The following is a 2988-nucleotide window of genomic DNA, read 5'->3' as shown; positions in this document are numbered from 1 at the left end:
GGGGACTCGACCAATGGCGGGACCTGCGGCTCCCCCATCCGGGCGGCGTCCTAGAGTGCTCCCGTCACCCCTTTCGCCCGGGAGTAGTGCGCGGTCTCGCCGCGGCCGAGCGGCTCGATCACCTGGCTCAGCAGCCGCCCGGTCCAGCCGAACAGTTCCTCGTGGCTCGCGATGTCGTCGAGGTGCAGCACCGGGGCCCCGTCCAGGGCCTGGGCCAACCGCCCGGCGAACGTGGACTTCCCGGACCCGGCGTACCCGTCGACGCCGACGAGCCGGACCGGGCCGCACGAGGGGGCGAGCCGGCGGATGCGGGAGGCGAGAGCGTGGATGACTGGTTCCCGGGGTCGGGCGAAAGGGGTGACGGGAGCACTCTAGGACGCCGCCCGGATGGGGGAGCCGCAGGTCCCGCCATTGGTCGAGTCCCCTGTCGATCGATGCGGCACGGCCCGAGGTGCTGGCGGGATCCGTTCCGCTGTGTTCATAGTTGGCGCACACCCGCTCCATCCGGCGGACGCACGCCGTCCGTCCGGCCGTGCCACTGGACCCGCCCCGACTCCGACACCTGGGGGACCCCACCCATGAGCAGAGCCGAACTGCCGTCCCGCAGAACCCTCCTGGCCGCCGCGGTCGTCACCGCCGTCGCCGGCTCCGCGGGCCCGGCGTCCGCCGCCACCGCGACCGCCACCACGGACGCCGGCCGGGCCGCCGCCCGCCCCGTGGACAACCGGGCCTGGACCTCGTACAGCGACTGGCGCACGGGCGGTGCCGACGGGACCCGCGCCGTCGCCGGGGCCCGCCCCGGTCTCGTGATCGCGAAACCCGTCGGCACCACGCACTACACCGACCCGCACACCGGCACCACGGCCGCCTGGGAGTACGCGACGTGGACCTCGCCCGTCCACCGGCTCGCCGTCCCGGCGACGGAGGCGATCGCCTCCTGGAACGCGCACACCCCCGACGGCACCTGGCTCCAGGTCGAACTGAAGGGCACGTACTCCGACGGCACGGACACCCCCTGGTACGTCATGGGCCGCTGGGCGGCCGGTGACCAGGACATCCGGCGGACCTCGGTGGACGACCAGGGCGACGGCAGGAGCAGCGTCTGGACCGACACCCTCGCCGTCGACGCGCCGGCCTCCGGCCTGCGCATCGCCTCCTACCGGCTGCGGCTGACCCTGTACCGCCGTCCCGGCACGGCGCTCACCCCGACCGTGTGGCGGGTCGGCGCGATGGGCTCCGACGTCCCCGACCGGTTCACCGTCCCCGCCTCCCGGCCCCGCCTAGCCCGGGAACTGGTCGTCCCGCGCTATTCGCAGGAGATCCACAAGGGCCGGTACCCCGAGTACGACAACGGCGGCGAGGCCTGGTGCAGCCCGACCTCCTCGCAGATGATCATCGAGTACTGGGGCGGCCGGCTCACCGCGGAGCAGCTGGCCTGGGTGGACCCGTCGTACACCGACCCGCAGGTGTGCCACGCGGCCCGGTCCACCTACGACCACCAGTACGCCGGCTGCGGCAACTGGCCGTTCAACGCCGCCTACGCGGCCACCTTCGCGGACCTGCAGGGCGTGGTCACGCGCCTGGGCTCCCTCGCCGACCTGGAGACGCTGATCGCGGCCGGCATCCCGGCCATCACGTCCCAGTCCTTCCTCGCGGAGGAGCTCACCGGGGCGGGGTACGGCACCTCCGGGCACCTGATGACCGTGATCGGCTTCACCGCCGACGGCGACGTGATCGCCAACGACCCGGCGTCCCCGAGCAACGAGGCCGTGCGGCGCGTCTACCGGCGGCGCGAGTGGGAGAACATCTGGCTCAGGACCAAGCGGTACAACGCCTCGGGCAAGGTCGTGTCCGGCACCGGCGGGGTCTGCTACCTGTACTTCCCGGCGCGCCCGACCCCGAGCCAGCGCAAGGCGCTCGCGGCGGTGGGAGTGCGCTGAGCCGGCCCGGTCGGCGGGCCCCGCGCGGCCGGGGCCCGCCGCTCGTGTGACCAACGTCTCGACCGCGAAAGCCGCCGACGGTGGCAAGGTGGACAGGGTCGCGGGGGGAGCCCGCGGTACCGCCGAGACCAGCGAGAAGCCATGACCGCGAACATCGCCACCGTCACCCGTGTCCGTACCGGCGGCCCCCGTGAGGACGGGCCGAAGATCCTCGAGCACCTCGCGGGATGGACCCTCGTCGTGGTCGTCGCGATGCTCGTGACCCGGCTCGGACTGCTGTGAGCTGCGCCGTCGCACCGCTGTGACCTGGTCCACCCGGGGGCCTGTCATACTGCGGGTGTCCCGCCGCCCGCAGGAAACCAGGGTCGAAATTGAATATCAGTCAACAACCTTCCGTGCGCCCCGGAGTGCGCGGCACCGAGCGCTCGCTGGCGCGCCGTGCCGAACTCATCGCCATCGGGCGGAGGTTGTTCGCCGACACGTCCTACGACGCGCTCTCCATGGATGACATCGCGCGCCAGGCCCATGTCGCCAAGGGACTGATCTACTACTACTTCCACTCCAAGCGGGGCTACTACCTGGCGATCATCCAGGACTCGGTGGCCGGTCTGGTCACCTTCGCGGCGAGCGGGGGCGAGCTGCCGCCGGTGGAGCGGGTGCACCGCACCATCGACAGCTATCTGCGGTACGCCGAGCACAACCAGGCCGCCTACCGCACCATCGTCAGCGGCGGGGTCGGCTTCGACGCCGAGGTGCACGCGATCCGGGACGAGGTGCGCGAGGCGATCGTCGCGACCATCGCCGAGGGCGCCTACGGCCGCACCGACATCGCGCCGCTGGCGCGGATGGGGCTGCTGTCCTGGGTGTGCAGCGTGGAGGGTGCCGCGCTGGACTGGATCAACCGCGGTGAGCTGCCTCGCGAGACCATGCGCGAACTGCTGGTGAAGACGCTCGGCGGCGTCCTGCGCGCCATCGAGGAAATGGACCCCGCCCATCCGGCCCCGCGGCCCGCCCGCCGCGACACCTGAGCCCCTCGGCGTCCGCGCCC

At 72.8% G+C, this 2988-nt stretch carries 3 protein-coding genes and 1 pseudogene; 3 read left to right on the top strand and 1 reads right to left on the bottom strand.

The window, feature by feature from the left end; translation table 11 throughout:
- Nucleotides 1–80 precede the first annotated feature (80 nt).
- A pseudogene (locus B7L92_RS33820) lies at nucleotides 81–329 on the bottom strand (hypothetical protein); the annotation flags it as partial.
- A gap of 249 nt (nucleotides 330–578) precedes the next feature.
- On the opposite strand from B7L92_RS33820, the gene B7L92_RS33815 reads away from it, so the two are divergent.
- The 3 genes from B7L92_RS33815 (at nucleotide 579) to B7L92_RS33810 (ending at nucleotide 2968) form a co-directional block, all read left to right on the top strand.
- Complete coding sequence (locus B7L92_RS33815) at nucleotides 579–1940, top strand: C39 family peptidase (RefSeq protein WP_081241077.1); 1362 nt, start codon at nucleotides 579–581, stop codon at nucleotides 1938–1940.
- Nucleotides 1941–2081: 141 nt separating this feature from the next.
- Entirely contained in the window at nucleotides 2082–2222 is a 141-nt protein-coding gene (locus tag B7L92_RS39895; RefSeq protein WP_016827144.1) for an SCO1431 family membrane protein, read from the top strand.
- Nucleotides 2223–2311: 89 nt separating this feature from the next.
- Nucleotides 2312–2968 carry a TetR/AcrR family transcriptional regulator gene (locus B7L92_RS33810; RefSeq protein WP_081241076.1) on the top strand — a complete coding sequence of 219 codons (657 nt, stop codon included), beginning with the start codon at nucleotides 2312–2314 and terminating at the stop codon, nucleotides 2966–2968.
- The last annotated feature ends 20 nt before the right edge of the window (nucleotides 2969–2988 follow it).

This window comes from Streptomyces viridosporus (assembly GCF_002078235.1).
In the GTDB taxonomy this organism is placed as follows: domain Bacteria; phylum Actinomycetota; class Actinomycetes; order Streptomycetales; family Streptomycetaceae; genus Streptomyces; species Streptomyces viridosporus.
Note: the sequence above shows the minus strand (reverse complement) of the source record. Positions and strands in the feature narration are given on the sequence as shown.

Bases quoted from the DNA above. Each gene is read 5' to 3' on its own strand.
- B7L92_RS33815 (WP_081241077.1), top strand. From the start codon at position 579: ATGAGCAGAGCCGAACTGCCGTCCCGCAGAACCCTCCTGGCCGCCGCG.
- B7L92_RS39895 (WP_016827144.1), top strand. From the start codon at position 2,082: ATGACCGCGAACATCGCCACCGTCACCCGTGTCCGTACCGGCGGCCCC.